The 23,516-nt window shown below is 60.6% G+C and carries 23 protein-coding genes; 14 read left to right on the top strand and 9 right to left on the bottom strand.

The features are described 5' to 3' along the window. Positions 1-76: 76 nt before the first annotated feature. The 4 genes from FX984_RS12785 to FX984_RS12770 all read right to left on the bottom strand — a co-directional run bounded on the left by FX984_RS12785 (position 77) and on the right by FX984_RS12770 (position 4,447). Positions 77-2,128 carry a putative bifunctional diguanylate cyclase/phosphodiesterase gene (locus FX984_RS12785; protein ID WP_027605584.1) on the bottom strand — a complete coding sequence of 684 codons (2,052 nt, stop codon included), beginning with the start codon at positions 2,126-2,128 and terminating at the stop codon, positions 77-79. A gap of 537 nt (positions 2,129-2,665) precedes the next feature. Next, positions 2,666-3,262, bottom strand: coding sequence for a superoxide dismutase (locus FX984_RS12780; protein WP_003212997.1), 597 nt, complete (start codon positions 3,260-3,262; stop codon positions 2,666-2,668). 178 nt (positions 3,263-3,440) lie between these two features. After that, positions 3,441-4,040 carry a LysE/ArgO family amino acid transporter gene (locus FX984_RS12775; RefSeq protein ID WP_027605585.1) on the bottom strand — a complete coding sequence of 200 codons (600 nt, stop codon included), beginning with the start codon at positions 4,038-4,040 and terminating at the stop codon, positions 3,441-3,443. Between the two features lie 5 nt (positions 4,041-4,045). Further along, a complete protein-coding gene (locus tag FX984_RS12770; RefSeq protein ID WP_027605586.1) occupies positions 4,046-4,447 on the bottom strand; it encodes an ACT domain-containing protein in 402 nt (133 codons plus the stop codon). A gap of 99 nt (positions 4,448-4,546) precedes the next feature. Here FX984_RS12770 and FX984_RS12765 point away from each other — a divergent pair, with 99 nt between their 5' ends. The 10 genes from FX984_RS12765 to FX984_RS12720 all read left to right on the top strand — a co-directional run bounded on the left by FX984_RS12765 (position 4,547) and on the right by FX984_RS12720 (position 15,634). Continuing rightward, positions 4,547-5,440: a LysR family transcriptional regulator ArgP gene (locus tag FX984_RS12765; protein ID WP_027605587.1), complete on the top strand. Its 894-nt coding sequence runs from the start codon at positions 4,547-4,549 to the stop codon at positions 5,438-5,440. Positions 5,441-5,492: 52 nt separating this feature from the next. Further along, the gene (locus tag FX984_RS12760; protein WP_027605588.1) at positions 5,493-6,491 is read left to right on the top strand and encodes an NAD-dependent epimerase/dehydratase family protein; all 999 of its coding nucleotides are present in this window, start codon (positions 5,493-5,495) and stop codon (positions 6,489-6,491) included. 127 nt (positions 6,492-6,618) lie between these two features. After that, positions 6,619-7,464, top strand: coding sequence for an ATPase (locus FX984_RS12755; protein WP_146477324.1), 846 nt, complete (start codon positions 6,619-6,621; stop codon positions 7,462-7,464). A gap of 151 nt (positions 7,465-7,615) precedes the next feature. Next, positions 7,616-8,875, top strand: coding sequence for a D-mannose isomerase (locus FX984_RS12750; RefSeq protein WP_146477326.1), 1,260 nt, complete (start codon positions 7,616-7,618; stop codon positions 8,873-8,875). Between the two features lie 104 nt (positions 8,876-8,979). Beyond that, positions 8,980-10,266, top strand: coding sequence for an ABC transporter substrate-binding protein (locus FX984_RS12745; protein WP_146477328.1), 1,287 nt, complete (start codon positions 8,980-8,982; stop codon positions 10,264-10,266). Between the two features lie 80 nt (positions 10,267-10,346). Beyond that, a complete protein-coding gene (locus FX984_RS12740) occupies positions 10,347-11,255 on the top strand; it encodes a carbohydrate ABC transporter permease (RefSeq protein WP_003175732.1) in 909 nt (302 codons plus the stop codon). After that, the gene (locus FX984_RS12735) at positions 11,248-12,093 is read left to right on the top strand and encodes a carbohydrate ABC transporter permease (protein ID WP_027605592.1); all 846 of its coding nucleotides are present in this window, start codon (positions 11,248-11,250) and stop codon (positions 12,091-12,093) included. The genes FX984_RS12740 and FX984_RS12735 overlap by 8 nt, the downstream gene beginning before the upstream one ends. Before the next feature lie 2 nt (positions 12,094-12,095). Next, positions 12,096-13,256 (top strand): ABC transporter ATP-binding protein, encoded by a 1,161-nt coding sequence (locus FX984_RS12730; RefSeq protein ID WP_027605593.1) that lies wholly within the window; start codon positions 12,096-12,098, stop codon positions 13,254-13,256. An 85-nt stretch (positions 13,257-13,341) separates the two neighbouring features. Continuing rightward, on the top strand, positions 13,342-14,688 hold the full coding sequence (locus FX984_RS12725; protein WP_027605594.1) for a carbohydrate porin: 1,347 nt from the start codon (positions 13,342-13,344) through the stop codon (positions 14,686-14,688). A gap of 100 nt (positions 14,689-14,788) precedes the next feature. Next, positions 14,789-15,634: a D-hexose-6-phosphate mutarotase gene (locus FX984_RS12720; RefSeq protein ID WP_065939135.1), complete on the top strand. Its 846-nt coding sequence runs from the start codon at positions 14,789-14,791 to the stop codon at positions 15,632-15,634. 77 nt (positions 15,635-15,711) lie between these two features. On the opposite strand, the gene FX984_RS12715 is transcribed toward FX984_RS12720, so the two are convergent. Next, positions 15,712-16,572 carry a MurR/RpiR family transcriptional regulator gene (locus FX984_RS12715; protein WP_169898656.1) on the bottom strand — a complete coding sequence of 287 codons (861 nt, stop codon included), beginning with the start codon at positions 16,570-16,572 and terminating at the stop codon, positions 15,712-15,714. 220 nt (positions 16,573-16,792) lie between these two features. Here FX984_RS12715 and zwf point away from each other — a divergent pair, with 220 nt between their 5' ends. From zwf to FX984_RS12700, 3 genes are read left to right on the top strand one after another with little or no spacing between them, the layout of a single operon-like run. Continuing rightward, complete coding sequence (zwf, locus tag FX984_RS12710) at positions 16,793-18,259, top strand: glucose-6-phosphate dehydrogenase (RefSeq protein ID WP_027605596.1); 1,467 nt, start codon at positions 16,793-16,795, stop codon at positions 18,257-18,259. Beyond that, entirely contained in the window at positions 18,246-18,959 is a 714-nt protein-coding gene (pgl, locus tag FX984_RS12705; RefSeq protein WP_146477330.1) for a 6-phosphogluconolactonase, read from the top strand. The genes zwf and pgl overlap by 14 nt, the downstream gene beginning before the upstream one ends. 17 nt (positions 18,960-18,976) lie before the next feature. Continuing rightward, positions 18,977-19,642 (top strand): bifunctional 4-hydroxy-2-oxoglutarate aldolase/2-dehydro-3-deoxy-phosphogluconate aldolase, encoded by a 666-nt coding sequence (locus FX984_RS12700; RefSeq protein ID WP_026067364.1) that lies wholly within the window; start codon positions 18,977-18,979, stop codon positions 19,640-19,642. A 101-nt stretch (positions 19,643-19,743) separates the two neighbouring features. On the opposite strand, the gene FX984_RS12695 is transcribed toward FX984_RS12700, so the two are convergent. Both FX984_RS12695 and FX984_RS12690 read right to left on the bottom strand, forming a co-directional pair. After that, the gene (locus FX984_RS12695) at positions 19,744-20,919 is read right to left on the bottom strand and encodes an aminotransferase class V-fold PLP-dependent enzyme (protein WP_146477332.1); all 1,176 of its coding nucleotides are present in this window, start codon (positions 20,917-20,919) and stop codon (positions 19,744-19,746) included. A gap of 10 nt (positions 20,920-20,929) precedes the next feature. After that, entirely contained in the window at positions 20,930-21,166 is a 237-nt protein-coding gene (locus tag FX984_RS12690) for a DUF3820 family protein (protein ID WP_017139191.1), read from the bottom strand. A 207-nt stretch (positions 21,167-21,373) separates the two neighbouring features. Here FX984_RS12690 and FX984_RS12685 point away from each other — a divergent pair, with 207 nt between their 5' ends. Continuing rightward, positions 21,374-21,841: a ferritin-like domain-containing protein gene (locus FX984_RS12685; protein WP_010208206.1), complete on the top strand. Its 468-nt coding sequence runs from the start codon at positions 21,374-21,376 to the stop codon at positions 21,839-21,841. Positions 21,842-21,978: 137 nt separating this feature from the next. Here the strand turns inward: FX984_RS12685 and FX984_RS12680 are convergent, their stop codons facing one another. Then, entirely contained in the window at positions 21,979-22,449 is a 471-nt protein-coding gene (locus FX984_RS12680; protein ID WP_024077080.1) for a MaoC family dehydratase, read from the bottom strand. A gap of 57 nt (positions 22,450-22,506) precedes the next feature. After that, positions 22,507-23,451, bottom strand: a complete 945-nt coding sequence (locus FX984_RS12675; protein WP_146477334.1) for an alpha/beta hydrolase — start codon at positions 23,449-23,451, stop codon at positions 22,507-22,509. Between the last annotated feature and the right edge of the window lie 65 nt (positions 23,452-23,516).

Here is a 23,516-nt window from a genome sequence, read left to right as displayed (position 1 = left end):
CTGCGACATAATGCGAAAGATTTGCATTTTGTGTAAAGGGTTATACGCGGGAAATCTTCAGTATCGTTTTGTCCGCTCAGAGAATAGCCGCGCCATTGCGCTCCGCCTGCTTCAAAAAAGCCGCCAACTCCCGGGCCGGCAGGGGTTTACTGTAGTAGTAACCCTGACCTTCATGGCAGCCCTCGGAGATGATGTAGGCCTCCTGCTCCGCGGTTTCCACGCCTTCCGCGATGACCTGCATGCCCAGGCTTTTGCCCAGTTGGATAATGGCGCGAACGATGGTGGCGTCGTCATCGTCGTCCAGCAGGTCCTGGACGAAGCTTTTGTCGATCTTGATCTTGTCCAGGGGCAGGCTCTTCAAATAGCTCAAGGAGGAATAGCCGGTGCCGAAATCATCAATCGCGATCAATGCCCCGGAGCGGCGCAGGCTCAACAGGTGTTGGGCGGCGGTGCTGATGTCTTCCATCAGGCCGGTCTCGGTGACTTCCAGTTCCAGGCTGCGCGGCGGCAGGCGGTAGATCTGCATCAGGTTGTTGACCACCCGTGGCAACTCGGTGTGGTGCAACTGCACGGTGGACAGGTTGACCGCCATGCGCAGTTCGGTGAAGCCCAGGTCATGCCATTCGCGCAATTGTCGACAGGCCTGGTCCAGTACCCATTCGCCAATCGGAATAATGGTGCCGTTCTGTTCTGCCAGCGGGATGAACAGGTCCGGCGGCACCAGGCCGTGTTCCGGGTGCTGCCAGCGGATCAGGGCTTCCACGCCTACCACACGCTGGTCGCGGTAGCTGATCTGCGGCTGGTAGACCAGGTGGAACTGGTCGCGGCTGAGGGCATCGCGCAGGTCTTTTTCCAGCTCGCGGCGGCGGCGCATTTCGCTGTCGACGCTGGCGATATAGAACTGATAGCGGTTGCGAGAGCGACTCTTGGCCAGGGTCATGGTCTGTTCGGCTTTTTGCAGCAGCTTCTCGGTGCTGTCGCCATCTTCGGGAAACAAGGTGATGCCGATGGTGGCGCGCAGGCGAATTTCCTCGTGGTCGAGGGCGAACTCCGCCTCCAGGTCGTCGAGGATGCTTTGCGCCAGTTCGGCCGCTTCGTAGGGCTGGTCGATATCGGCCTGTACCAGCGCGAACTGGTCGCCCCCCAGGCGGGCGAGGGCGCCGAGGCGACCGCTGTGGGCGCGCAGACGGTCGGCCAGGGCCAGCAGCAATTTGTCGCCGGCCTGGTAGGTGAACTGCTCGTTGACGCTTTTGAAGTCATCCAGTCCCACGCACAGCACCGCTACGCGGCGCTGGCGGCGGCCGGCGTCGATGAGGATCTTGTCCAGTTGCTCCTGCAGTTTCTGGCGGTTGGGCAGGCCGGTGAGAAAATCGTACTGGGCCATGCGCAGCAGGCTGGATTCCGCCTCATGGCGCAGGTGGGTGTTGCGCTCGATGGATTCGAGCAACTGGTTGGCGGTGTTGATCCACAACCCCAACTCGTTGCGCTCGTGGCCCTTGAGTTGCGGGATCTTGTGCTCGCTGGGACGGTCCGGGTTGATCGATGTCAGGTGTTCGATAATCCGCGACAGCGGCTTGGTCAGCAGCCAGTGGTAAACCAGGTACAACACCAGGCCCATGGCCAAGGCGCGTAACACGCCGGAAATGAAGATGATCACCGAACTGACAATAAAACCCTGGCCGTACGTGGCGGTGTCGAGGGTAATGCTCAGGTCGCCGTAATATTCGCTGTAGGGGCCTTTGCCGACCAAGGCCGTGGTGAAGGTGCGTTCCCGGCCAAGAATCAGGTCGGTGAGCCAGCGGCTGGGGGAGTGCTGCAAGGCGCGGCTTTTTTCTGCCAGCATGGTTTCGTTGGGATGGCCGATGGAGGCCATGCGCACCGCCTCGTCCTGGAACAGCCCCTCTATCACCTGCATGCCCATCTCGCGGTCCAGGCTATAGACGGCCTGGGTCGAGGGGTCGCGAAACATGTCGAGGATGCGCTGGGCATCACCGGCCACGGCCTGGCGCGTCTTGTAGGCATCGAACACGATCTGCGCCACGCTCAGCGTCACGCCCACGATCAACGCCGACAGCAGCACGACCCGTAGCAACTTCACCGACAAGCTGTTTTTGAGTTCCAGCTTCAAAGGGGCATTCCTTGTCTCATGCGGGTGGCCTTCAATATGCCATGAGTATTGGCAATCTGAGGTTGGCAGTCAAAGGAACATTGCGGCTGGGGATGGTTTGGGAAAAATGTCGAGGAGCGTTGTGGCTCAGCGTCGCGTGGGGTGAGAAATAAAACTGGGGCGCGAGGGGGCTGTAGGCGGATTGAGATCCGCCATTCCCTCTTTATCCTCCTATCTTCGGCAGTACCTCTGCGGCGGAAGATGCAAAGTTGATTGTTCCTTTGAGCGCTTGCCCTGCGCCTGGTGCGGCGCTGTCCAGTACAGGAGCGGCTACATCAGCGACTACGGGGAGCGCGGTTTGAGCCGCTTGGGTGGCGACCCCGACGGCTAATCCGACTGCTGCGGTTTCTGCTATTGGCATGAGAACTCTCCGATATTGGATAAGAGGGGGATTCCTCTCGCCGTATAGGTGGCAAGTTCCCATTGCTGAGTTCCATCATTCCCGCCTCGCATAAAAAAGCCCGGCATTCGCCGGGCTCTTTCTACTGCAAGGGTTGCTTAGGCAGTGAAGGTCTTGCCTTCGAACTGCTCAGCGACGAACTTCCAGTTGACCAGGTTCCAGAACGCTTCCACATACTTTGGACGCACGTTGCGGTAGTCGATGTAGTAGGCGTGTTCCCACACGTCGCAGGTCAGCAGCGGGGTGTCGCCGCTGGTCAGCGGGTTGCCGGCGCCGATGGTGCTGGCCAGGGCCAGGGAACCGTCAGCCTTTTTCACCAGCCAGCCCCAACCGGAACCGAAGGTGCCGACGGACGTCTTGGTGAATTCTTCCTTGAACTTGTCGAACGAACCGAACGCGGCGTTGATGGCTTCAGCCAGCGCGCCGGTAGGTTGGCCGCCGGCGTTTGGTGCCAGGCAGTTCCAGTAGAAGGTGTGGTTCCAGACCTGAGCGGCGTTGTTGAAGATGCCGCCCGAAGAAGACTTGACGATTTCTTCCAGGGTCTTGCCTTCGAACTCGGTGCCTGGCACCAGGTTGTTCAGGTTCACGACATAGGTGTTGTGGTGCTTGTCGTGGTGGTACTCCAAGGTTTCCTTGGAGATGTGCGGCTGCAGGGCATCGTGTGCGTAGGGCAGCGGCGGCAATTCGAAAGCCATGATGATTCTCCTAATCAGGTCAGTTGCGGTGAGCGCAAGGCCGATCACGGGCGGCCAAACAAGCGCCGGGGAGTTTGTACTCTTTGCGGCGCAGGGTCCGGATCATAGCACCGGGGGTGCGGCAAAACCACGCAACAACTGTGTGGGATAGAGGTTCCAGAGCGTTTTGGAATATTCATCAGGCGCTGATCAATTGATAGGCCACGCTGAACATCATCACTGCTACCAACAGGTCCAACAGGCGCCATGTCGCCGGGCGTGCCAGCCACGGCGCCAACCAGGCCGCGCCGAGCGCCAGGGTGGCGAACCACAGCAACGATGCACTCGCGGCCCCGGCCACGTAGGCGCCGGGTTCGGTTTGTTGCGCGCCCAGCGAGCCGATCAGCAGCACCGTGTCCAGATACACATGCGGATTGAGCAACGTGACCGCCAGGGCACTGAGCAATACGGCGCGCAATGAGCGGACCTTGAGGTCGCCCCCTTGCTCCAGGCCCTGTGTCGAAAACGCCCGGCGCAGCGCCAGGGTGCCGTACCACAGCAGGAACGCGGCGCCGCCCCAGCGGGCAATTGCCAGCAGCAGCGGGTTTTGTGCCAGTACCGTCGCCAGGCCGAATACCCCGGCTGCCACGAGCAAGGCGTCGCACACCACGCACAACGCTGCCACTGGCAGGTGATGTTCACGGCGCAGGCTTTGCGCCAATACAAATGCGTTTTGCGTGCCGATGGCCATGATCAGCCCCAGGGCCACCAATAATCCGTTCAGATAGCTTTGCCACATAACCATTACTCCGAAGTCGCTGCCAGTTGCCGCAATACGTCCATGGCTCGCTCGGCATCCGCGCGGCCGACGAACAGGTGGTCGTGGTAGTAGCCGGCGATCACGTTGCAACTGATCCCGGCCTTGCCGAGTGCGCTGGCGAAGGCGGCCGTCAGGCCCACGGCTTGCAGCGCTGAATGCACATTCAGGGTGATCCACGCCGCGATGTAGTCGAACGCCAGGCCGGCCTGTTCCGCCTGCCGGCGCTCCAGGATCAGGGTCAGGCCTTCCTGTTCGCGAAAGCTGCCGATGGCCTCGCAACCGGCCGGAATCCGATGGTCAGGCAGGGTGCAGAACACGTAGTCACCGTCATTGAGCTGCGGGCTCATGCTGCGCAGCAGGGTTGCCAGGGCGGTTTCGCCAGCCATGCTGAAGGTCCTTATGAAGAGAGAAGCGATGCTGGCTATTCTCATGGCCCAGGCTGTATAAGAAAAACCAATATTGCTGATCGCTCATTAGAGAAACTGATGTTCGACTATAAATTGCTTTCCGCCCTGGCGGCGGTGGTGGAACAGGCCGGCTTCGAGCGCGGTGCCCAGGTATTGGGGCTGTCGCAATCGGCGATTTCCCAGCGCATCAAGTTATTGGAAGCACGCATCGGCCAGCCGGTGCTGGTGCGGGTTACGCCGCCGGCGCCCACCGATATCGGTCGGCGTTTGCTTAACCATGTGCAGCAAGTGCGGCTGCTGGAGCGCGACCTGCAAAGCCAGGTGCCGGCGCTGGACGAAGAAGGCATGCCTGAGCGCCTGCGCATCGCCCTGAATGCCGACAGCCTGGCCACTTGGTGGGCCGAGGCGGTCAGCGACTTCTGTGCCGAGCAGCATTTGCTGCTGGATCTGGTGGTAGAAGACCAGACGGTGGGGCTCAAGCGCATGCGCGCCGGCGAGGTGGCCGCCTGTATCTGCGCCAGCGAGCGCCCGGTGGCCGGAGCCCGCAGCCTGTTGCTCGGCGCCATGCGTTATCGGGCGTTGGCCAGCCCGGCATTTGTTGCACGGCATTTCCCCGAAGGTGTGCGTGCCGACCAACTGGCGCGCACACCGGCGCTGGTGTTTGGCCCGGATGATTTCCTGCAGCATCGCTATTTGGCGTCTCTGGGCGTGGACGGTGGTTTCGAACACCATTTATGCCCATCGTCCGAAGGCTTTATCCGCCTGGCGGAAGCCGGGCTCGGCTGGGGGCTGGTGCCTGAACTGCAGGTGCGCGACCAGCTGGAAAAAGGCGTGCTGGTCGAGTTGATGCCAGATAAGCCCATCGATGTGCCGTTGTACTGGCATCATTGGCGCAGCGGCGGGCAGCTGTTGGGCCTGTTGACCGACCACCTGGCCCAAGCCTGTGGACAATGGTTGGTGCCGTTGGACTGATGGCGGTCGTCAAGGCAACAGCGATGAAAAATGAAAGAACACGGGGTAATACATGAAGATTCTGGTCACCGGCGCAAGCGGCTTCATCGGCGGGCGCTTTGCGCGTTTCGCCCTGGAGCAGGGCCTGGACGTGCGGGTCAACGGGCGGCGCGCCGAGGGGGTGGAGCACCTGGTTCGACGCGGTGCCGAGTTTATCCAGGGTGACTTGAGTGATGCCGACCTGGTGCGCGACCTGTGCCGCGATGTCGAAGCCGTGGTGCATTGTGCAGGCGCCGTGGGCTTGTGGGGGAAGTACCAGGACTTCCATCAAGGCAACGTGCTGGTGACTGAAAACGTCGTGGAAGCCTGCCTCAAGCAGCGCGTGGGCCGTCTGGTGCACCTGTCGTCGCCGTCGATCTACTTCGACGGGCGCGATCACCTCGGGTTGACCGAAGAGCAAGTCCCCAAGCGCTTCAAGCATCCCTATGCGGCCACGAAGTACCTGGCCGAACAGAAAGTGTTCGGCGCCCAGGAGTTCGGCCTCGAGGTGCTGGCCCTGCGCCCGCGGTTCGTCACCGGTGCCGGTGACATGAGTATTTTTCCGCGCCTGCTGAAAATGCAGCGCAAGAACCGCCTGGCTATCGTCGGCGACGGTCTCAACAAGGTCGACTTCACCAGTGTGCACAACCTCAACGAAGCGCTGCTCAGCAGTTTGCTGGCCACCGGTTCGGCCCTGGGCAAGGCCTACAACATCAGCAACGGCACGCCGGTGCCGGTGTGGGATGTGGTCAATTACGTGATGCGCCAAATGGAGTTGCCCCAGGTGACCCGTTATCGCTCCTACGGCTTGTCCTACAGCGTGGCGGCGCTTAACGAAGCCTTTTGCGCAATGTGGCCCGGTCGTCCGGAGCCGGCGTTATCGCGCCTGGGCATGCAGGTAATGAACAAAGATTTCACCCTCGACATCAGCCGGGCCAGGCATTATCTGGATTACGAGCCCAAGGTCAGCCTGTGGACCGCCCTCGACGAGTTCTGCAGTTGGTGGAAGGCCCAGGATCCCGGGTTCAAATAAGGTCACAACAGGCAACACATCGGGAACCGAATTCCAGGTTCCGGGTCGATCAACGCGATGGGGTTGGGGTTTATACTCCCGTCGCTCGGCTTTCCAGCCGGCTAACTCACTGATTCAGGGTTGATTCATGCGTAACGATGCCAAAGACGATTTCGACAACATTCCCAGCCTGCGGGCCGATCTTGGGGATGACGATGATTTCGAGCCTTCCCCGGCCACCTCGGTGCGTTCGCGCAACACGCCCGTGGTCAAGGTCAAGGGCGCCAGCACCGGCCCGCTGTGGGCATTGATCGGCGCGCTGCTGATCGCCTTCGCCGGCCTGGCCTGGTGGAGCTTCCAGCAGATTTCCCTGATGGGCCAGCAGTTGGTTGCCACCCAGGAAAGCTTTGCGCGCATCAGCGAAGAAGCGGCAGGGCGCCTGCAGGACATTTCCGGCAAGGTCGTAGCCAGTGAAGCCAACGTGAACAACGGCAGCGAAGCACTGAAACTGCAGATCAAACAGCTGGAAACCCAGCTGCTGGAGCAGGGCAAGCAGCAACTCGGCGTTGTCGGCCAGGCCACCGAGCTGGACAAGCGCCTGGCGCAAATGACTGCCAGCACCACTGAGCTGTCGGGCGCCAATGCCAAGCTGCAGGGCCAGGTGCAAGCCTTGACCGATGCAGTGGCCACCCTGAAGGCAGCGCAGGGCGATGCCGGCAAGCGCGATACCGAGATAAAGGAATTGGCTGCTGATGTGGCCGCCTTGAAAAAGCAAGGTAACCCGAGCGCAGCCATCGCCCGTCTTGAGCAGGACCTCGTGGTACTCAAAAGCGCCCAGGACAGCCAGCCGGCCAACAGCGATGCGCCGACCAACAAGGAGTTCGACGTGTTTCGCATCCAGACCACCCGCAATATCACCACCTTGCAGAGCCAGGTGCAGAACCTGAATCAGCGCCTCAACGCGCCAGCGGCTGTCACGCCGCTCGGCCAGTAATATCGGGCCTGTGGCAAGCCCGCTCGCCACAGGCCGACTAAGCGGCTTGAATGTCACCATCTGGTGACATTTCCCATCCCCTTCGTTACTTGCCGCCACCTCGCCCTTGTTTAGACTCCGGTCATCCCACAAACAATAATAAGGGCCACCCATGACCTCGCAACCACTGCCTGCCAGCAGTTGGCTGAATGCACCTGCCCATCACGCCTGGCTCGCCGCCGAAGGCCAGCGCCTGCTGGCATTCGCCAAGGCCTCCCGTCTGCCTGAGGGGTTTGGCAACCTCGACGACAAAGGCCAGTTGCCGGCCGATGCCCACGCCGAAACCATGAATACCGCGCGCATGACCCACAGCTTCGCCATGGCCCATGCCATGGGCTTGCCGGGTTATGCCGAATTGGTGGCGCACGGTGTTGCGGCCTTGGGCGGACCTTTGCGTGACAGCGAACACGGTGGCTGGTTCGCCGCACCCCAGGCCCTGGACGGCAACACCGGCAAGGCGGCCTACCTGCATGCCTTTGTCGCCCTGGCCGCCAGCTCTGCCGTGGTGGCGGGCGCGCCTGGCGCGCAAAATCTGCTGAGCGACGCCATTCATATCATCGACCAGTTCTTCTGGAGCGAAGAGGAGGGCGTGATGCTCGAATCCTTCGCCCGGGACTGGAACGGCGTCGAAGCCTATCGCGGCGCCAACAGCAACATGCACGCCACCGAAGCCTTCCTGGCCCTGGCCGATGTCACCGCCGACACTCGTTGGCTGGACCGCGCCCTGCGCATCGTCGAACGAGTGATTCATACCCACGCCGCCGCCAACCAGTTCATGGTGATCGAGCATTTCGACGCGCAATGGCAACCCCTGCTCGATTACAACGAAGACAACCCCGCCGATGGCTTCCGCCCGTATGGCATCACCCCTGGCCATGGCTTTGAGTGGGCGCGGCTGGTGCTGCACCTGGAAGCCGCGCGCCTGCAGGCCGGGCTGGCCACGCCGGACTGGCTGCTGAGCGCCGCCAAGGGCCTGTTCGCCAGCGCCTGCGGCTATGCCTGGGCCGTGGATGGCGCCCCCGGTATCGTCTACACCCTCGACTGGAACCACCGCCCGGTCGTGCGCGAGCGTCTGCACTGGACCCACGCCGAAGCCAGCGCCGCTGCCCAGGCCTTGCTCAAACGCACGGGTGAGCTGCATTACGAAACCTGGTACCGGCGTTTCTGGGAGTTTTGCGACACCCATTTCATCGACCGCCTCCACGGCAGCTGGCACCACGAACTCAGCCCGCACAACCAGCCCAGCAGCACCATCTGGGGCGGTAAACCGGACCTGTACCATGCCTGGCAAGCGGTTGTGCTGCCTGCACTGCCCCTGGCCCCAAGCATGGCCAGCGCTTTAGGCGCTGGGTGTTATGTCACCAAGTGGTGACATTTGTGCATCCCTTTGTTACCTGTGCTCGAAAAAACCATGTTTAAACTCCGTGCAGCGCAAGCTCCAGACTTGCATGCATAACAACAAGAAAAGGTATTCAGATGAACGCGATTAATCGCCTCGCCGTAGCTATTTCCGTTGCCTCGTTGTTTCCCCTCAGTGCATTTGCCGCCGACTCCAAAGGGACGGTTGAAGTTGTGCATTGGTGGACCTCGGGTGGCGAAAAAGCGGCTGTAGATGTCCTGAAGGCCCAAGTCGAGAAAGACGGCTTCACCTGGAAAGACGGTGCCGTTGCAGGTGGTGGCGGTGCCACGGCCATGACCGTGCTGAAAAGCCGCGCGGTCGCCGGCAACCCGCCAGGCGTTGCCCAGATCAAGGGCCCCGACATCCAGGAATGGGCGTCTACCGGCCTGCTCGACACCGACGTCCTGAAGTCCGTCGCCAAAGACGAAAAATGGGATTCCCTGCTCGACAAGAAAGTCTCCGACACCGTGAAGTACGACGGCGACTACGTTGCCGTACCGGTCAACATCCACCGCGTGAACTGGCTGTGGATCAACCCGGAAGTCTTCAAGAAAGCCGGTATCACCAAGAGCCCCACCACCCTCGAAGAATTCTACGCCGCCGGCGACAAGCTCAAGGCCGCGGGCTTCATCCCGCTTGCCCACGGTGGCCAGCCTTGGCAGGACAGCACCGTGTTCGAAGCGGTGGTCCTGTCGGTAATGGGCGCCGATGGCTACAAGAAAGCCCTGGTCGACCTCGATAACGCTGCGCTGACCGGCCCGGAAATGGTCAAGTCCCTGACCGAGCTGAAGAAAGTCGCGACCTATATGGACGTCGACGGCAAAGGCCAGGACTGGAACCTCGAAGCAGGCAAGGTCATCAACGGCAAGGCCGGTATGCAGATCATGGGTGACTGGGCCAAGTCCGAATGGACCGCCGCGAAGAAAGTCGCCGGCAAAGACTACGAGTGCGTAGCCTTCCCGGGCACCGACAAAGCCTTCACCTACAACATCGACTCCCTGGCGGTGTTCAAGCAGAAAGACAAAGGCACTGCCGCTGGCCAGCAGGACATCGCCAAAGTCGTGCTGGGTGAAAACTTCCAGAAGGTGTTCAGCATCAACAAGGGCTCGATCCCTGTTCGCAACGACATGCTGAACAAAATGGACTCCTACGGTTTCGACTCCTGCGCCCAGACCGCCGCCAAGGACTTCCTGGCTGACGCCAAGACCGGCGGCCTGCAGCCAAGCATGGCGCACAACATGGCCACCACCCTGGCGGTGCAAGGTGCGTTCTTCGATGTCGTGACCAACTACATCAACGACCCGAAAGCCGACCCGGCCGACACCGCCAAGAAACTCGGCGCTGCGATCAAGTCTGCCAAGTAACGGTTGACCTTGTGAGGGGGATCCCTGACCCCTCACAAGGCGTGCTTCTGTAGTCCTTTTTCCCTGTATTGGATTTCCCCATGAGTTCTGTTGCTGTGTTCAGCAAAGCCTCGCCGTTCGATGCACTGCAGCGCTGGCTACCCAAACTGGTGCTGGCGCCCAGCATGTTCATCGTGTTGGTGGGTTTCTACGGCTACATCCTGTGGACGTTTGTGCTCTCGTTCACCACCTCTACGTTCCTGCCAAGCTACAAATGGGCGGGTCTTGCGCAATACGAGCGGTTGTTCGACAACGACCGTTGGTGGGTGGCGAGCAAGAACCTGGCGCTGTTCGGCGGGATGTTCATCGGCATCACCCTGGTGATCGGCGTGACGCTGGCGATTTTCCTCGACCAGAAAATCCGCCGCGAAGGTTTTATCCGCACCATTTACCTGTACCCGATGGCGCTCTCGATGATCGTCACCGGTACCGCCTGGAAATGGCTGCTCAATCCGGGCATGGGCCTGGACAAACTCCTGCGTGACTGGGGCTGGGAAGGCTTCCGTCTCGACTGGCTGATCGACCCGGACCGGGTGGTCTACTGCCTGGTGATTGCCGCCGTGTGGCAAGCCTCCGGTTTCATCATGGCGATGTTCCTCGCCGGCCTGCGTGGGGTTGATCAGTCGATCATCCGTGCCGCCCAGATCGACGGCGCGAGCCTGCCGCGCATCTACTGGAGCGTGGTGCTGCCCAGCCTGCGTCCGGTGTTCTTCAGTGCGGTGATGATCCTGGCGCACATTGCGATCAAGAGCTTCGACCTGGTGGCGGCCATGACGGCCGGTGGCCCGGGCTATTCGTCCGACCTGCCCGCCATGTTCATGTACTCGTTCACCTTCAGCCGTGGCCAGATGGGCATGGGCTCGGCCAGTGCAATCCTGATGCTCGGTGCGATCCTCGCGATCATCGTGCCTTACCTCTACTCCGAGCTGAGGACCAAGCGTAATGACTAGTCTCGCTGCCAAACCTGCCATCAGCCTGAGCCGCATCGCGATCTACGCGGTGTTGATCCTCGCTGTATTGCTGTACCTGGTACCGCTGGTGGTGATGTTGCTCACCAGCTTCAAGACCCCGGAAGACATCAGCACCGGCAACCTGTTGAGCTGGCCGACCGTGGTCAGCGGCATCGGCTGGGTCAAGGCCTGGGCCACCGTGGATGGCTACTTCTGGAACTCGCTCAAGATCACCGTGCCGGCCGTGCTGATTTCCACCGCCATCGGTGCATTGAACGGTTATGTGCTGTCGTTCTGGCGCTTCCGTGGTTCGCAGCTGTTCTTCGGCTTGCTGTTGTTCGGCTGCTTCCTGCCGTTCCAGACCGTGCTGCTGCCTGCGTCGTTCACCCTCGGCAAGATGGGCCTGGCCAGCACTACCACCGGCCTGGTGTTTGTGCACGTGGTGTACGGCCTGGCGTTCACCACGCTGTTCTTCCGTAACTACTACGTGAGCATCCCGGATGCGCTGATCAAGGCGGCACGCCTGGACGGGGCCGGTTTCTTCACCATCTTCCGTCAGATCATTCTGCCGATGTCCACGCCGATCATCATGGTCTGCCTGATCTGGCAGTTCACTCAGATCTGGAACGACTTCCTGTTCGGTGTGGTGTTCTCCAGTGGCGACTCCCAGCCCATCACGGTGGCGCTGAACAACCTGGTCAACACCAGCACCGGGGCCAAGGAATATAACGTGGATATGGCGGCGGCGATGATCGCCGGGCTGCCGACCCTGCTGGTCTATGTGATCGCAGGCAAGTATTTCGTGCGCGGCCTGACGGCCGGCGCGGTCAAGGGGTAATCATGGCTACGCTTGAACTTCGCAATGTAAACAAGACCTATGGCGCCGGCCTGCCCGACACCTTGAAGAACATCGAACTGTCGATCAAGGAAGGGGAGTTCCTGATCCTGGTCGGTCCTTCGGGTTGCGGTAAGTCCACGCTGATGAACTGCATCGCCGGCCTGGAGACCATCACCGGCGGCGCGATCATGATCGGCGACCAGGACGTCAGCGGCATGAGCCCCAAGGACCGTGACATCGCCATGGTGTTCCAGTCCTACGCGCTGTACCCGACCATGAGCGTGCGCGAGAACATCGAGTTCGGCCTCAAGATCCGCAAGATGCCCCAGGCCGACATCGACGCCGAAGTGGCGCGGGTGGCCAAGCTGCTGCAGATCGAACACCTGCTCAACCGCAAGCCGGGCCAGCTCTCCGGCGGCCAGCAACAGCGCGTGGCCATGGGCCGGGCCCTGGCACGTCGGCCGAAGATCTACCTGTTCGACGAACCGCTGTCGAACCTCGACGCCAAGCTGCGCGTCGAGATGCGTACCGAAATGAAGCTGATGCACCAGCGCCTCAAGACCACCACGGTCTACGTGACCCACGACCAGATCGAAGCGATGACCCTGGGCGATAAAGTGGCGGTGATGAAGGACGGCATCATCCAACAATTCGGCACGCCGAAAGAAATTTACAACGACCCTGCTAACCTATTTGTGGCAAGCTTTATCGGTTCACCACCGATGAACTTCGTTCCTATGCGCCTAAAACGCAAGGACGGGAAGTTGGTGGCGCTGCTCGACAGCGGCCAGGCGCGATGCGAATTGCCGCTGGGTATGAACGACGCCGGCCTGGAAGACCGTGATGTGATTCTGGGCCTGCGCCCGGAGCAGATCGTGCTGGCGTCGGGTGAGGGTAATGGTTCGTCGAGCATTCGTGCCGAGGTCCAGGTCACCGAGCCGACCGGCCCGGACACACTGGTGTTTGTGCAGCTCAATGACACCAAGGTCTGCTGCCGTTTGGCGCCTGATGTGGCGCCGCAGGTGGGCGAGACCCTGACACTGCAATTCGATCCATCCAAGGTATTGCTGTTCGACGCCAACACGGGCGAGCGCCTCGGCACTGCTTCTTCATTGCCCGCACAGGGGCATGCGGACAACGTGGCCCAATTCAAAGGTCGCTGAAGTAGATAAGTTGTTGTTTTAGATGAAAAAAGTAACCCGCGTTAGATAAAAACAGTTTAATAACAATAAAGACGAGGATGTAGGGATGAAAAAGCAACACAACAACACTCGGCTGATCTGCCAACTGTCAGCAGCAGCAGCCCTTGTACTGTCCGCCAATGCGATGGCGGCCGATGCATTCAGTGCCGACTCCAAGTGGATGACCGGTGATTGGGGCGGCGAGCGTACCAAGCTGATCGAGCAAGGTATCGACATCAAGGCTGACTACGTAGGGGAAATGGGCGCCAACCTGCGCGGCGGCTACAACGACGACAAGACCGGCCGTTACTCCGACCAGTTTGGGTTGGGCGTGGCGCTGGACCTGCAAAAGCTGTGGGGCTGGGATAACACCCAGGCCAAGATCCAGCTGACTAACCGTAATGGCCAGAACATCTCCAACGACCGCATTGGCGACCCGCGTGCCGGCACGCTGAGCTCGTCCATGGAAGTCTACGGTCGTGGCCACATGGTGCGCCTGACCCAGTTCTGGATTCAGCACCAGATGTTCGACAACAAGCTGGACGTGAAGCTCGGCTACTTCGGTGAAGGCGAAGACTTCAACACCTTCCCGTGCGACTTCCAGAACCTGTCGTTCTGTGGCTCCCAGGTCGGTAACTATGTAAACACCTGGTACAACTGGCCGGTCAGCCAGGCCGCGATCCGCGTGAAGTACAACATCACGCCTGAGCTGTATGCGCAAATCGGTGCGTACAACCAGAACCCGTCGCAGCTGGAGCACGGCAACGGCTTCAAGCTCAGCGGCAGCGGCACCAAGGGCACCGTGATTCCGGTGGAATTGGTCTGGTCGCCGAAGGTGAATAACCTGCCGGGCGAATACCGTGTGGGTTACTACAAGAGCGCCGCCGATGCTGCTGACGTTCGTGAAGACGTCAATGGCAACGATGCTGCTACCACCGGTGCGGCCTACCGTACCCGCAGCAGCAAAAAAGGCTACTGGTTCGTTGCCCAGCAGCAACTCACCACCCATAACGGCGACGCTTCCCGTGGCTTGAACATCGCCGCCAACGCGACCTTCCACGACAAGGAAACCAACCTGGTCGACAACTACCAGTCGTTGATGCTGGTGTACAAAGGCCCATTCGACGCGCGTCCGAAAGATGACGTCGGTATTGGTGCCGCGCGTCTGCACGTCAACGATGACGTGAAGAAAAACGCCGAACTGCTGAATGCCGCCAACGGCGTGGCCGACTACGACAACCCGCTGTTCTCGCCGATCCGCGAAACCGAGTACAACTTCGAAATCAACTACGGTTTCCACGTCACCAACTGGCTGACCGTGCGTCCCAACCTGCAATACGTTGTCCAACCGGGCGGCGTGGATAAAGTCGACAACGCGCTGGTGGCGGGCCTGAAAATTCAGTCTACGTTCTAACGCTGTTGCGATAAGCTCCTTCTCTCTGTGCGCATTTTGCGGGTAGCCATGGCTATCCGCTTTTTTTTGGGTGGCACTGTGATATTTGGGACCGTGGCACATGCATGAGCAACCGCTGCAACGCTTTTTCAAATCCCTGCGCGAGCGTCCGGTGTTCGCCTGGGAGCGCTTTCAGATGCGCGACGTGTTGGTAATCGACCATCCGCTGTGCCAGGCGGTGTTCAGTCGCCAGGGCGCGCAACTGTTGCACTTTCAGCCCCGTGGCCAGAAACCCTGGCTGTGGTGCGCAGCCAAGTGGCCGCAAGTCGGCGCCATCCGTGGCGGCATACCGGTGTGCTGGCCATGGTATGGCCGCCATCCGAGCGAAAACGCTTGGCCGTCCCATGGTTGGGCGCGGTTGATCGACTGGAAACTGCTCGACAGCAGCAGCGACGACGACGGCGTGCGCCTGCACTGGCAATTGCAGCTGTGCGACTGGCAGGTCGACCTGCACGCGCACCTGGGCGACACCCTGGAACTGCGCCTGAGCACCGAGCATCAGGACGAGTTGCCGTGCCAGTTGAGCCATGCTTTGCACGCTTACTGGCGTATTGGACACGTTGATGAGATAGCGCTGTCTGGGCTCGACGGCGCGCACGGTTACGACCAGCTCAATCGCCAGGCGTGCCAGCAGGAAGGCGAGTTACGAGTGGATGGCGGGTGCCAGCGGGTGTTCCAGCATGATGGCGAACTGCACCTCAAGGATCACGCCTGGCAGCGTGAACTGTGCATCGATACCGGCGACAGCGCCGACACCGTCGTATGGCATCCGGGCAGCCGGCCACTATTGGGTGTTAGTTTTAACGAGGCGTCGGGGTTTGTGTGCGTGGAGTCGGCGATGGCCGGGGCGAGCCTGGCGCCGGGGGAGCGGGCGCATCTCAGTCTGCAGGCACGGGCGGGAGTCTAGCGTCGTGGCTTATGGCCTCATCGGGGGCAAGTTGAATCGTCCCCGATGAGTTCAACTAAGCCAGCACACAGGCTGGCTTAGTTGAACTCATCCCCCACCGGATACCGGCTGTCATTCAAGCTCTCTTTGATCTTGCGCAAATGCGGCTGGAAATCCACCCCGCGGCGCAAGGTCATGCCGGTGGCCAGCACATCCAGCACCGTCAACTGAATGATCCGCGAGGTCATCGGCATATAGATGTCGGTGTCTTCGGGCAGTGGAATGTTCAGGCTTACGGTGCTGGCCTTGGCCAGCGGCGAGTTCTCGGCGGTTACGCCCAGCACCGACGCACCGTTTTCCCGGGCGATACGCGCCACTTCCACCAGCTCACGGGTGCGCCCGGTGTAGGAAATGATCACGAACAGCTCGCCCGTGTGGGCCACCGAGGCGATCATGCGTTGCATCAGCACGTCGGCGTGGGCGGTGACCGCCAGGTTGAAGCGGAAAAACTTGTGCAGCGCGTCCATGGCCACCGGCGCCGAAGCGCCCAGGCCGAAGAAGTGGATCTGCCGCGCCTGGATCAACAGGTCCACGGCCTTGCTGATCAGGGCCGGGTCCAGGGCCTGGCAGGCGGCGTCCAGCGAGGCGATGGCGCTGCCAAAGATCTTCTGGGTGTAGGCCTCGGGGTTATCATCGGCCTCCACGGCGCGGCTGACATACGCTGCGCCACTGGCCAGGCTTTGCGCCAACTGCAATTTAAGTTCAGGGTAACCGCTGACGCCGAACGAACGGCAGAAACGGTTGACCGTCGGTTCACTGACCGAGGCGGCCTGGGCGAGGGCTGCGATGGAGAAGCGGGTCGCCTGCTGCGGGTTGAGCAGGATGACCTCGGCCACTTTTTTCTCAGCCTTGTTCAATTCTTCGAGGCGGTTCCGGATCTGTTCCAGAAGATTTCGCACGCGGTCCATTCAGTCTTTCCTTCGGGCGACGATGCAAATAAAAGGGTGGCAACCAATCGACGAGTGGCCTTTTGCGGTGGCCTATCCTACTGAGGGTAGCTGAACACCACCACTCGGAATGCGTATTTCCGGAAAATGTTGTGGTTATTACTACATTTTTCCTTGAGTGATGCCTTGAAAAAAGGTATTTGTAGCTTAACTTGATAAAAGAACAAACATCATGCCTTCGATAACCGTAGAACCCTGCACCTTTGCCCTGTTTGGCGCCTTGGGTGATCTGGCGCTGCGCAAGTTATTTCCTGCCCTCTATCAACTCGATGGCGCCGGGCTCCTGCACGACGATACCCGTATCCTGGCCCTGGCCCGGGAAGCCGGTTCCGAGCAGCAACACCTGGCCCATATCGAAAAAGAATTGCGTAAATACGTCGGCAAGGAACTGGACGAGAGCATCGCCCAGCGCTTCCTGGCGCGCCTGACCTATGTCCACGTCGACTTCATGAAAGCCGATGACTACGTGGCCCTGGCGGAAAAGGCCGGCACCGAGCAACGCCTGATTGCCTACTTCGCCACGCCTGCGGCGGTGTACGGTGCGATCTGCGAGAACCTGTCCAAGGTCGGCCTGGCGGAAAACACCCGCGTCGTGCTGGAGAAACCCATCGGTTCGGACCTGGAATCCTCGCGCAAGGTCAACGATGCCGTGGCGCAGTTCTTCCCGGAAAACCGCACCTACCGTATCGACCACTACCTGGGCAAAGAGACCGTCCAGAACCTGATCGCCCTGCGTTTCGCCAATAGCCTGTTCGAAACCCAGTGGAACCAGAACTACATCTCCCACGTGGAAATCACCGTGGCCGAACAGGTCGGTATCGAAGGCCGTTGGGGCTATTTCGACAAGGCTGGCCAGCTGCGCGACATGATCCAGAACCACTTGCTGCAGCTGCTTTGCCTGATCGCCATGGACCCGCCGGCCGACCTGTCCGCCGACAGCATCCGTGACGAGAAGGTCAAGGTGCTCAAGGCCCTGGCGCCGATCAGCCCGGATGGCCTTACCACTCAAGTGGTGCGTGGCCAGTACATCGCCGGCTACAGCGCCGGCAAGCCGGTGCCGGGTTACCTGGAAGAAGAGAATTCCAACACCCAGAGCGACACCGAAACCTTCGTCGCGCTGCGGGCCGATATCCGTAACTGGCGTTGGGCCGGGGTGCCGTTCTACCTGCGTACCGGCAAGCGTATGCCGCAGAAGCTGTCGCAGATCGTCATTCACTTCAAGGAACCGTCTCATTACATCTTCGCCCCCGAGCAGCGCTTGCAGATCAGCAACAAGTTGATCATCCGCCTGCAGCCGGACGAAGGCATTTCCTTGCGCGTGATGACCAAGGAGCAGGGCCTGGACAAGGGCATGCAACTGCGCAGCGGGCCATTGCAACTGAATTTTTCCGATACCTATCGCAGCGCGCGCATCCCCGATGCCTACGAGCGTTTGCTGTTGGAAGTGATGCGCGGCAATCAGAACCTGTTTGTTCGCAAAGATGAAATCGAAGCCGCGTGGAAGTGGTGTGACCAGTTGATCGCCGGGTGGAAAAAATCCGGTGATGCGCCCAAGCCGTATGCGGCGGGGTCCTGGGGGCCGATGAGCTCGATTGCACTGATCACGCGGGATGGGAGGTCTTGGTATGGCGATATCTGAATTGAAACTGCCTCGGGGCGTGACTGCCCACGAGTACCGCACGCCTGTGCTGCTGGCGGACGGCCTGGCCAACGACGTGGCCGAACAACTGCGCGCGGCCATCAGTGCCCGTGGCGAGGCGACCCTGGTGGTGTCCGGTGGCCGCAGCCCCGTGGCGTTTTTCCAGAACCTGGCCAAGCAAGGCCTGGACTGGTCCAAGGTCACCATCACCCTGGCCGATGAGCGCTGGGTGCCGGTGGAACACGCCGACAGCAATGCCGGCCTGTTGAAGCAGCACCTGTTGCAAGGCCCGGCGGCCAAGGCCAGGTTCCTCAGCCTGTACAGCGCCGCCGCCAACCTTGAAGACGCTGCCGAGCAGGCCGATCGCCTGCTGGCCGAGCTGCCGGCCATTGATGTGCTGGTGCTGGGCATGGGCGATGACGGCCACACCGCATCGCTGTTTCCCAACAGCCCGAACCTCGCCGCTGCACTGCAGGCCGACGGTACCCGCCGTTGCTGGCCGATGCTGGCGCCGACCGTGCCGCACCAGCGCCTGACCATGAGTCGCGCATTGCTGGCCACGGCCCACCACACCGCGCTGTCGATTTCCGGCAGTTCGAAATTGACCACCTTGAGCGCCGCGCTGGCCAGTGACGACGTTGCTGCCATGCCGATTCGCGCGTTTTTGCAACCTACTTTAGAGATTTACTGGTGCCCATGAGCCAAGGATCAGCCGCTATGAAAAGCCCTCAACCGACCGTGTCCATGGCGGATAAAGTTGCCTTGATCGACAGCCTCTGCGCCAAGGCGCGGATCCTGCCGGTGATCACCATCGCTCGCGAGCAGGACATCCTGCCGCTGGCCGATGCCCTGGCAGCCGGTGGTTTGACCGCATTGGAAGTGACCTTGCGTTCCGAGTTCGGCCTCAAGGCCATTCAGGTGCTGCGTGAGCAGCGGCCTGAACTGTGCACCGGCGCCGGCACCGTACTCGACCGCCACATGCTTGAAGCGGCTGAAGTCGCCGGTTCGCAATTTATCGTCACCCCCGGCATTACCCGTGACCTGCTGGAAGCCTCGGTGCACAGCCCGATCCCGCTGCTGCCAGGCATCAGCAACGCCTCCGGCATCATGGAAGGCTACGGCCTGGGCTACCGTCGCTTCAAACTGTTCCCGGCTGAAGTCAGCGGCGGTGTTGCCGCGATCAAGGCCCTGGGCGGCCCGTTCGGCGAAGTGAAATTCTGCCCGACCGGCGGCGTCGGCCCGGCCAATATCAAAAGCTACATGGCGTTGAAAAACGTGATGTGCGTGGGCGGTAGCTGGATGCTTGACCCGGAGTGGGTCAAGAACGGCGATTGGGCCCGCATCCAGGAAGTCACCGCGCAGGCGCTGGCGCTGCTGGATTGATCTGATTCATCGAATCGTTGTTGCTGTGCTTAACGGCATTTTTGCGGTGCACTTGGTCGGTGTACCGCTTTTTTTTGCCGGTAAAAACCTGAGGCCCACCTTTAATCTCTGCTTAGCTCGGTAATGGCATTGACCAGGACATTGATGTCCTCCGCCGACGTCACCAACCCCGGTGTCACGCGGATACAGGTACCAAACGCCGTACCGGTGCGCGTAGTAGTGAACAGCCCATAGTCGTTGAGCATGCGATCCACCATCACCTGCTGATCCCGCCCGCTGAACTTGAATGCCGTGATCCCGCAATACAGCCGGGGATCATCCGGCGTCAGCACCTCGATCCCCGGCAACGGTCGCACCTGGCTCACCCATACATCCCGCAGGTAACTGACACGCGCACCCTTGGCCGCCGCGCCGCCCATGGCGCGATGTTCTTCAAGCACCAACGGCAACGTCATTAACGCGGGGAAATTCGGCGTGCTGTACGACGTACGCGCACGCACGTCGGTGGCGGGGTAGTGGAACTCGCCCATGTCCGGATCAATATCAGCCAGGCATTCGGGGGCGATATAGAGGAACCCCAGGGTCAGCGGCGCGCCGATCCATTTGTGCAGGTTGAAGCCGGCGAACGCAATGCCCAGTTCGGCGAGGTTGAACTCGATCTGGCCCAGTGCATGGGCGCCGTCGAGGATCACGTCGATGGCATGCTCACGCGCGGCCTTGGCGATGGCCTCTACGGGCATCACCAGGCCGGTGCGGTGGGTCACATGGGTGAGTGCCATCAGCTTCAGGCGCGGGTACCGGGCGAACGCATCGCGATAGGTCTGCACCAGGCTGTCGAAACTGGCCGGATGAGTGTGGGACAACTCGATCACTTCTACACCGCGAACACCCGCCAACCAGCGCATCGCACCTTTGACGGTGTCGTATTCCAGGTCGCTGATCAGCACCTGATCGCCGGGTTGCAGGCGGTTGTAGTTGCGGATCAGCGACTGCAAGGCTTCGGTGGCGTTGCGGGTAAAGGCGACTGCCTCGGGGTCGACGTCGATCAGGCCCGCCAGTTGGCGACGGATCTCGACATTTTCACCTTGCTCGAAGCGCTGGCGCACATACAGCGAGTTGCTGCGGTTGATAAACGCCACATGCTCCAGGTACTGCGCCTGCACCTCGCGGCTCATACGCCCGAAGTAGCCGTTCTCCAGGTTGATCGGGCCGGGCTCCAGCGCATAGCGCTGGGCGATGGCCTGCCAGTGAGGTTCGTTGTCGGCATTCCTTGGCATGGCGAGTCTCTTAATGGCGGGGGGCGGGTTTGCCGTGTTTAACGCGCAGCGGTTCCAACAATTCGGACAAGCCGTTGTGGTCGATTTCCTGCATCAATGCCAGCAACCCGCCCAGTTCGCCGTGGGGAAAGCCCTCGCGGGCGAACCAGTTCAGGTAGGGACCCGGCAGGTCGGCGATGATCCGACCCTTGTACTTGCCGAAGGGCATTTCGCGGGTGATCAGCAGTTCGAGTTTTTCGGGATTCATGGGCTTCATGTGAAGTGAGGCGAGGTCTTCGAAAATACAGGCATTCTGCATGAAGGCCAAATGACAGATCATGCAAATAACGTACATACAGATGGTTCAAATATTTTTAAGTTATTGAAAATAAACATAAAAGTAATTTTTCAAAACCTGGCACGAGCGCTGCAATCATTAAGACAACCCTTCTTCACCTGCCTAAGGAATTGAAAAATGACTGACATCAACAAAGAATCGATCTCCGTACTGAACGACCTGATCGAGACCAGCATCGACGGCCAGAAAGGCTTCAAGGAATGCGCAGAAGACATCAAGCATCCGGAACTCAAGGCGCTGTTTGCCAAGCGTTCCGCTGACTGCGCTACCGCTGCCGCCGAATTGAAGACCGCCGTGCGTGCCCTGGGCGGTGATCCGGAAGACTCCGGTAGCGTAGCCGGCGCCCTGCACCGTGGCTGGGTCGACGTGAAGTCGATGCTGACCGGTAAGGACGAAGAGGCTGTGCTGAACGAAGCCGAGCGCGGCGAAGACCACGCACTGAAGGCTTACAAAGAAGCCATCGAGAAGATCAACAAGCACAACCTGCTGGGCATTCGTGACCTGGTTGAGCGTCAGTACCACGGCGTGCAACGCAATCACGACCAAGTAAAAGCCCTGCGTAACCAGGCTCGCGCTCAGTCCTAAGCGCTGCTGTGTAACACATGTGGGAGGGGGCTTGCGCCCGATAGCGGTGGATCAGTCGATATTTCAATGACTGACACACCGCCATCGGGGGCAAGCCCCCTCCCACATTTGCAGGGTGTTGGCCTTGAAAACCGTACTCAGCCAATGCTGATCGGCGGCAGCTCGGTCAAGGTCACGACCTGCTGCTTGCGTGGTGCAAGAATTTCCGCCTCGCCATCCACGACCAGCTCATCGCGCTGGTTGAACACACGGGTGGCAATACGTACGCGAAACTTCGGCAGCTTCTCGAGGATTTCCAGGCGCACGGTCAGGGTATCGCCGATTTTCACCGGCTTCTGGAAGGTCATCTGCTGGCCGATATAGATAGTGCCCGGCCCGGGCAGCTCACACGCAACGGCTGCGCTGATCAGGGCGCCGCTGAACATTCCGTGGGCGATACGCTCCTTGAACATGGTCGCCTTGGCGTATTCGGCATCCAGGTGCACCGGGTTGTGGTCGCCGGACATGGCGGCAAACAGCTGGATATCACGCTCTTCGACGGTCTTGCTGTAGCTGGCGGTCTGGCCGACTTCAAGGGCTTCGTACGGGGTGTTGGTTACCTGGGTCATCTAAAGGTGCATCCTGTGGCTAATCGGTAATTTAACTATCTGATTTTAAACGTAAATTTATTCGCAGTGGGCCGGCCTGCGCAAGGTCAGGGCCTGGTCGAGCCACCTCAGCACATCGGCGGTGACTTCGTCGCGATTGGTTTCGTTGAACACTTCGTGACGTGCCTGCTGGTAGATATTCAGTTGCAGGTGCTGGCTGCCGGCCTCACGCAGGGCATGGGCCAGGCTTTTGAGACGCTTGCCCTCACTGACCGGATCACATTCGCCGCCCATCACCAGGATCGGCAGGCCCGGATCGATCTGGGCGAGATTGGACGCTTTGCTGATTTGCTGCAAGCCGCCGAGCAGATCGATCCATAGTTGGTTGGTACAGCGGAAACCGCAGAGTGGATCGTTGATGTATTTGTCGACTTCGTTCGGGTCACGGCTGAGCCAGTCGAACGCGGTGCGGTTGGGCCTGAATGCCTTGTTGAACGAGCCGAAGGACAGGAACTCGATCAACGCACTGCGCCCACGGACACCCTGGCGCAGGCGTTCGGCGCGAGCGATCAGCCGTGCGGCGCGGTACAGCGCCACCGGCTGGAAATTCGAACCGCTGAGAATCGCTCCATGCAGGCTGGCGCTGTGGTGCAGCAGGTAGGCCTGGGCGATATAGCTGCCCATGCTGTGGCCGAGCAAAATGATCGGCAGCCCCGGATGCTGCTGGCCGATGTGCTGGTTGAGGCTGGCCAGGTCGCCCACCACTTTGTTCCAGCCGTCCTTTTCGGCATACAGGCCCAGCGTACCTTCGTCGGCGGTGCGGCCGTGGCCACGCTGGTCCGGCGCATACACGCCATAGCCTGCACTGCACAAGGCTTCGGCCAGCCGCGCATAGCGCCCGCTGTGCTCCGCCATGCCGTGGGACAGCATGACCACCGCCTTGGCCGGGCCGTCGGGCATCCAATGATTGACGTACAGGCGGCTGCGGTCATTCGCGGTCAGCCAGAAGGTGCTGTGGTTCATGGGGTTCCCTTTCTCAAGGTCTGCTCAAGGTCTGCTCGACGTTGTTGCAGTGTATAGCTCATCTG

Origin of the sequence: Pseudomonas marginalis (genome assembly GCF_008692035.1) — a bacterium.
In the GTDB taxonomy this organism is placed as follows: domain Bacteria; phylum Pseudomonadota; class Gammaproteobacteria; order Pseudomonadales; family Pseudomonadaceae; genus Aquipseudomonas; species Aquipseudomonas marginalis.
This window is presented reverse-complemented; position numbering and strand designations above follow the sequence as displayed.